Below are 6000 nucleotides of genomic sequence, written 5' to 3'. Positions count from 1 at the left end.
ACGACGACGCGCGCCGGCTGCACGCCGGGCACGCCGCCCAGCAGCAGGCCGCGGCCGCCGGCCGAGCGCTTGAGCGCGGCGCCGGCGGCCTCGATGGCGAGGCGGCCGGCGACTTCGCTCATCGGGGCGAGCAGCGGGAGGTGACCGTTCGCGTCCGTGACAGTTTCATAGGCGATCGCGGTGCAGCCGGAGGCAACGAGGCCCTTGGCCTGCTCCGGATCCGGCGCAAGATGAAGATAAGTAAATAGAATCTGGTTTTCTCGAAGCTGGGCCCACTCGCTTTTCTGCGGCTCCTTGACCTTCACGATCATGTCGGACTTGGCGAAGATGTCGCGGGCGCTGCCGGCAATGGTGGCCCCTGCCCGCCGATACACCTCGTCGGACGCGCCGATGCCGGCGCCGGCGCCGGTCTCGACCTCTACCTGATGACCGGCTGCGACATATTCACGGACGGCGCCCGGGGTGAGCCCGACGCGATATTCCTGCACCTTGATTTCCTTGGGAACACCGACGCGCATCTTGAGCTCCTTCGCCAACGCATTGATTCCGCTCCTCATCGTAGCGACCGGGCGGGTTTGGTTTCGTGCAAATATCCGCTAGCTTCAATGGACCCGCGCCGGTTTCCGGCGCCGAAGTGCCCTTTCACGCTGGAAACGAAACCTTGGCCCTCGATCGGAAAGACCTCGCCATCCTCGCGGAACTCACGACCAATGCGCGCGCCAGCCATACCGAGCTCGCCAACAAGATCGGCCTGTCGAGCACGGCGCTGGCGCGGCGACAGAAGACGCTTGAAGACGACGGCTACATCCAGGCCTACCAGGCCGCGCTCGACCTCGCCCAGTTCGGCCTCACCACCACTGTGCTGGTTCGCATCGCGCTGGAGAGCCAGAGCGACGATGCGCTGAAGGCCTTCGAGGCGGAAGTGGTGAAATGTCCCTCCGTCGTGCGCTGCTTCCTGATGTCGGGCACCGACGACTACATCCTCATCGTGCTGGCCCGGGACATCCAGGATTTCGAGCGTATCCACCGCACCGAGCTGTCCCGGCTGCCGCGCGTCGCGCGCGTGCAATCGAGCTTCGCTTTGCGCGAAATCGTCAACCGCGCGGTGCCGACCGTGGTGTTCGGCGAGGCGAAGCGCTAGAGGCTCCCTGCCCCCGCAAACGGCAGGAAGGATCGACCGACTTTGCTGTCATCCGACTGTCATCGAATGTGCCGAGAGCTGTATCTCCTGCACATTCGGGACAGACCATGGACTATTTCAAGCGCTTCAACTTCCTGTTCGCCGCACCTGTGTTCGACGCCGACGATCTCGAAGGCATTCGTTTCAACCAGATCATCGAGGAGATCCAGCGCTCCGGTTTCGAGGTGGTCCGGGCCCGCAAGCTGGAAGACGCCGAGATCGCTGTGCAGACCGATGCCGCGATCGGCTGCATGGTGGTGGACTGGGGCAAGAAGGGCCTGGAGGGCAAGACCTCGGCGCTGATCAATCTGATGCGGCGCCGCGGCCTCGACTTCCCGATCATCCTGCTGATCCGGCGCAAGCGCTTCGAGGACCTGCCGGTCGAGGTGCTCGACTTCATCGACGGCTATGTCTTCCTGTCCGAGGAGACCCCGCCCTTTATCGCCAAGAATTTGATCAGCCGGCTGAAGCAATATGCCGAAACATTGAAGACGCCGTTCTTCGGCGCGCTGGTCGACTACGCCGAGGAAGGCAACCAGCTCTGGACCTGCCCGGGTCACAATGGCGGCGTGTTCTACAACCGCAGCCCGGTCGGCCGCGTCTTCGTCGAGCATCTCGGCGAATCCGTGTTCCGCGACGACCTCGACAATTCCGTGCTCGATCTTGGCGATCTCCTCACCCATGAAGGTCCCGCGCTGAAGGCGCAGAAGGAGGCCGCCCAGATCTTCGGCGCGGAAAAGACCTATTTCGTGCTCAACGGCACCTCCACCTCGAACAAGGTCGCGCTCGGCGCGCTCGTCACCGACGGCGATCTCGTGCTGTTCGATCGCAACAACCACAAGGCCGCCCATCACGGCGCTCTGATGATCAACGGCGGCGTCCCGGTCTACGTCCCGACCATCCGCAACGCCTGGGGCCTGATCGGCCCGATGCGCTGGGACGCGCTCGACGAAAGAAACTTGCGCGAGGCGATCCGCAACCATCCGCTGGTTGGGGATCGCGACGCCTGGCGCAAGGAGCGTCCGTTCCGCGTCGCCGTCGTCGAGCAATGCACCTATGACGGCTCGATCCACAGCGCCGAGATGATCTTGAAGCGCATCGGCCATCTCTGCGAATATATCCTGTTCGACGAGGCCTGGGCCGGCTTCATGAAGTTCCACCCGCTCTTTACCGGCCGCTTCGCCATGGGCCTGTCCAATCTTCCCCCCGAGGCGCCCGGCATCATTGCGACGCAGTCGACCCACAAGCAGCTCGCCAGCTTCTCGCAAGCCTCGCAGATCCACATCAAGGACCGCCATATCCGCGGCCAGAAGCGACGCGTCGAGCATCGCCGCTTCAACGAGAGCTTCATGCAGCACGCCTCCACCTCGCCGTTCTATCCGCTGTTCGCCTCGCTCGACGTCGGCGCGCAGATGATGAAGGGCCGCTCCGGCGAAGTGCTGTGGGACGACACGATCCGGCTTGGCATCGAGCTGCGCAAGAAGATCCGCGCGATGCGCCGGGAGTTCGAAGAGAAGGAGCAGAACCCCGATCGACGCTGGTTCTTCGAACCCTTCGTTCCCGACCGTGTCGCCATTCCCGACGTCAGCCGCCCCGGGGCCGTGCACAACGTCGCCTGGGAGACCCTCTCCACCGACGAGCTCGCCACCAATCCGGCGCTGTGGCAACTCTCGCCCGACAGCACCTGGCATGGTTTCCCCGGCCTCACCGAGGGCTTTGCCATGACCGACCCGAACAAGCTGACGCTGCTGACGCCCGGCTTCGACCGTACCACCGGCGCCTATGCCGAGCACGGCATCCCCGCGCCGATCGTCGCGCAATATCTGCGCGAGAACCGCATCGTCCCGGAAAAGAACGACCTCAACTCCCTGCTCTTCCTGCTCACCCCCGGCGTCGAGGCGAGCAAGGCCGGCACACTGATCTCCGGCCTCGTCGCCTTCAAGAAGCTCCACGACGACAATGCGCTACTCGCGGACGTCATTCCAGAGTTCCACCAACGCCGGCAAGCGCGCTACGCCGGCGTCCGCTTACGCGACCTCTGCGGTGAGATGCACCGCTTCTTCCGCGCCGCCGACGTCAGCGCGCTCCAGGCGCGGCAGTTCATGCCGGAGCATATGCCCGAGATCGCCATGTCGCCCCGCGATGCCGCGCGGTACTTGTTCCGCAATGATGTCGATTATCTGCCGATCGAGGCGATCGCGGGCCGCATCGCCACCACGCCCTTCGTGGTCTATCCGCCCGGCATCGCCACCATCGTGCCCGGCGAGCGGTTGAGCGAACGGGCCAAGCCCATGGTGGATTATCTCAAGATGTTCGAGACCTGCTTCAACACGTTTCCGGGTTTCGACGTCGAGATCCAGGGCGTCTACAAGGAGGTCGATGCTCAGGGAAGGATCGGGCTCTACACTTACGTCGTTGCCGAGTAGTTGCGAATGAACGAAACAGCAGTTGCGCGCACGGACGACGAGCCGGTCCTGGTCCGCACGTCACGTGAGAGCGACGTCGAGGCGATGTTGGCGATCTACCGCCATCACGTCCGCAATGGCGTGCCGCGCGATGTCGAGGGAACCGGCGCACCCGAGCCGGACGATTTGCGCGACCGGCGCAAGAACCTGAAGCAGACCCGCCTCCGCATCTGGTCGCAACCTTTCGCGGCGAGGTGGTCGGCTATGCCTACGCCGTGCTGTTTCGCAAGCGGCCGGCCTATCGCTACACGGCCAAGCATTCGATCTACGTTCACCACGAGCAGCTCGGCCGCGGGGTCGGGCGGCGGCTGCTGCAGGAATTGATCGATGCTTGTGCGGCGGCCGGCTTCCGCCAGATGATCGGCTATATCGATGCCGACAACGCGCCCTCGCTGGCGCTGCACGAGAAGTTCGGCTTCGCGCGCGCCGGACTGCTCTGCGGCGTCGCCTATCGCCACGGCCGCTGGTCCGACACCGTCATGGTGCAGCGCTCGCTCGGCGCCGGGACGACGGCGCCTCCGCCCGTCACGGCGTCGGGCCGATAGAGCATGATCCGGACCCGAAGGGTCGCGTTAGCGCAACAAAATGCGTAGCGGTTTTCCCTCGCGACAAACGCGGAGCGCGTTTGCGCGGAGATCATGCTCAAACAAGCGGCCTCACGACGGATAGTCGGCCGGCTTCACATGGATGCGGTCGGCATGAAGCGACCAGTGGTGCAGCGCCTGGTCCTTGCAGAACCTGGCCTTCGCCCGCTCCCTGGCTTCGTCCTCGTCGGAGGCGTCGATTTCCAGCGTACCCTGGCAAATCTCGCTCTGTCGGCCGTACTCGCCGAGCACGTTTTTCATGAACTTGACGACATAGGTTGACATGGGACCTCCCTGCTGCCCCCCGGCACTCTAGTCCCATTTAGGCCGGACCGGGAAAGGAGATTTTGACGCGCATCAAGGCTTGTCGCGCCCGGCGCAAGATTCGTTGCGGAACTCGCGGGGCGGGTTTAGGGCCAAGTGCCGGTCGCCCATGAGGATTTTGCCTTGCACTTTGTCTCAGACACCGAAGTCACAACAGTTCTGACGTTTCCGATCCTCGTTGCGGCCCTGGAAGCGGCGCATCGCCGGCCGAAGATGGAGGTGCTGGACGCCTTCCTCGGCGACGAGAAAGGGCAATACGTCATCCGCAGCGCCGTCGATCCCGGCCGCTACATGGCGAGCAAGATGTTCACCAGCTTCCCCGCCAATCTGGCGGACGGCAAGATGCCGGCGGTGCAGGCCGTGTGCGTGCTGTTCGACGGCACCAACGGACGACCGCTGGCCGCGATGGACGGGACCGAGATCACGCGCTGGCGCACGGCCGTCGATTCCGCACTCGGCACGAAATTGCTCGCCCCGTCCAACCCAGAGACGCTGCTTTGCATCGGTGCCGGTGAGATGTCCGAATGGCTGATCCGGGGGCACCGAACGGTGAGGCCGTCGCTCAAGCGCGTCCTGATCTGGAATCGAAGCCCGGAGCGAGCCATCGACCTTGCCAGGCGGTTGGCTGAAGACGGCGTGAAAGCGGAAACGACCACCGATCTCGACGCCGCGACGCGCGAGGCTGACATCATCACCACCTGCACGCGATCGCATCAGCCGCTCATCAAGGGCCGTAATTTGCGGTCGAGGCGGACGTGCTCGGCGATCTCTACGATCTCGCCGGCGGCCGTGTGCAAGGACGCGCCTCACCGTCCGACATCACCTTCTTCAAGAATGCCGGCGGCGGCCATCTCGACCTCATGACTTGCGAGGCCGTGTTCCAGCAACTCGGGGCAAAGCTGGGGTAGACGGCCTATCCCGGAGCAGGCGAAGGCAAAACCGACGTCAGCCGTCACGCCTTGATGTCGAGAAGCGACTCTGTCGTTTCCGCGTAGGCCTGAATGACCTTTGCATTGGCAATGAAGCTGTACTTTGCGGCCGCCAGTTGAACGAATTCGCCGGCGATATCGACATTCGGCGCTGCGACCAGGCCATCCTGGTTTGCGAAGGGAGCGCTTGGGTCGGATTGTGCGGTATAGCTCGGCGATACCGTCGACACCGTCGCGACCGTGCCGCCCGGCGTCGAGCCGCTCGATTGATCGACCTGATCGACGCGCAATGGCACGTAAGCCGCGGGAAACGTCGGAGCAATGCTCGAACTGGCAGCGCCGGCCGACGGGCTCGATCCGCCCGACGCTGGCAGCGGGCCGGTCGTTTGAACGTTGGCGATGTTGCTCGCGGCAACGTTCAGACGCAAACTCGCCGCAGAAAGCCCGGATGTCGCAATGGAGAATATGCTCATGGACTTTCAATTACAGGACAAGTGATACGCGTTCACTTACCCGAT

The 6000-nt window shown here is 64.0% G+C and carries 6 protein-coding genes and 1 pseudogene; 4 read left to right on the top strand and 3 right to left on the bottom strand.

All coding sequences use genetic code 11. The annotated features are described in order from the left end of the window. Positions 1–518 (bottom strand): alanine dehydrogenase (locus XH84_RS08045; protein ID WP_430641876.1); only part of this gene is annotated, 518 nt, incomplete at its 3' end. A 143-nt stretch (positions 519–661) separates the two neighbouring features. Here XH84_RS08045 and XH84_RS08040 point away from each other — a divergent pair. The 3 genes and pseudogenes from XH84_RS08040 (at position 662) to XH84_RS08030 (ending at position 4190) form a co-directional block, all read left to right on the top strand. Beyond that, positions 662–1141, top strand: coding sequence for an Lrp/AsnC family transcriptional regulator (locus XH84_RS08040; RefSeq protein ID WP_164936200.1), 480 nt, complete (start codon positions 662–664; stop codon positions 1139–1141). A gap of 107 nt (positions 1142–1248) precedes the next feature. Next, the gene (locus XH84_RS08035; protein WP_128919023.1) at positions 1249–3606 is read left to right on the top strand and encodes an Orn/Lys/Arg family decarboxylase; all 2358 of its coding nucleotides are present in this window, start codon (positions 1249–1251) and stop codon (positions 3604–3606) included. 6 nt (positions 3607–3612) lie between these two features. Then, positions 3613–4190 (top strand): annotated as a pseudogene (locus XH84_RS08030) (GNAT family N-acetyltransferase). A gap of 111 nt (positions 4191–4301) precedes the next feature. Here XH84_RS08030 and XH84_RS08025 read toward each other — a convergent pair. Then, on the bottom strand, positions 4302–4514 hold the full coding sequence (locus XH84_RS08025; RefSeq protein WP_128919022.1) for a hypothetical protein: 213 nt from the start codon (positions 4512–4514) through the stop codon (positions 4302–4304). A 162-nt stretch (positions 4515–4676) separates the two neighbouring features. On the opposite strand from XH84_RS08025, the gene XH84_RS08020 reads away from it, so the two are divergent. Then, positions 4677–5417 carry an ornithine cyclodeaminase family protein gene (locus XH84_RS08020; RefSeq protein ID WP_245471652.1) on the top strand — a complete coding sequence of 247 codons (741 nt, stop codon included), beginning with the start codon at positions 4677–4679 and terminating at the stop codon, positions 5415–5417. An 88-nt stretch (positions 5418–5505) separates the two neighbouring features. On the opposite strand, the gene XH84_RS08015 is transcribed toward XH84_RS08020, so the two are convergent. Next, a complete protein-coding gene (locus tag XH84_RS08015) occupies positions 5506–5955 on the bottom strand; it encodes a flagellar basal body rod protein FlgC (RefSeq protein WP_128919021.1) in 450 nt (149 codons plus the stop codon). Between the last annotated feature and the right edge of the window lie 45 nt (positions 5956–6000).

It is taken from the genome of Bradyrhizobium nanningense, assembly GCF_004114535.1.
Lineage (GTDB): Bacteria > Pseudomonadota > Alphaproteobacteria > Rhizobiales > Xanthobacteraceae > Bradyrhizobium > Bradyrhizobium nanningense.
The sequence above is the reverse complement of the archived record's forward strand: the minus strand, read 5'-3'. Positions and strand labels throughout refer to the sequence as shown.